Annotated in this window: 1 pseudogene; it reads left to right on the forward strand. The window is 52.2% G+C overall.

Annotated elements, in window-relative coordinates:
* Positions 1-247 (forward strand): annotated as a pseudogene (locus HBA93_RS22640) (polysaccharide deacetylase family protein); the annotation flags it as partial.

Below are 247 nucleotides of genomic sequence, written 5' to 3' on the forward strand. Positions count from 1 at the left end.
CGTTTTACCTATTTCCTCTCCTGCGTATTTTATCTGGAACGTGCCGACCGCACACAGTATCAGCCGCCGCGTATGAAAGCAGGCCGCTCCAATGTCGGCTTTGCGCAGGATAAAGCAGAAATTGCCACCCGTCTTGATCAGGTATGGAAAGCCAATCTGGAAGGCCATGAAATCGCCAGCCATGGCTGCGGCCACTTTGACGGGAAAGACTGGACAGCTAAAGAATGGGCACAGGAAATTCAGGCAT

The sequence above is a fragment of the Ochrobactrum sp. SFR4 genome (genome assembly GCF_019730395.1).
In the GTDB taxonomy this organism is placed as follows: domain Bacteria; phylum Pseudomonadota; class Alphaproteobacteria; order Rhizobiales; family Rhizobiaceae; genus Pseudochrobactrum.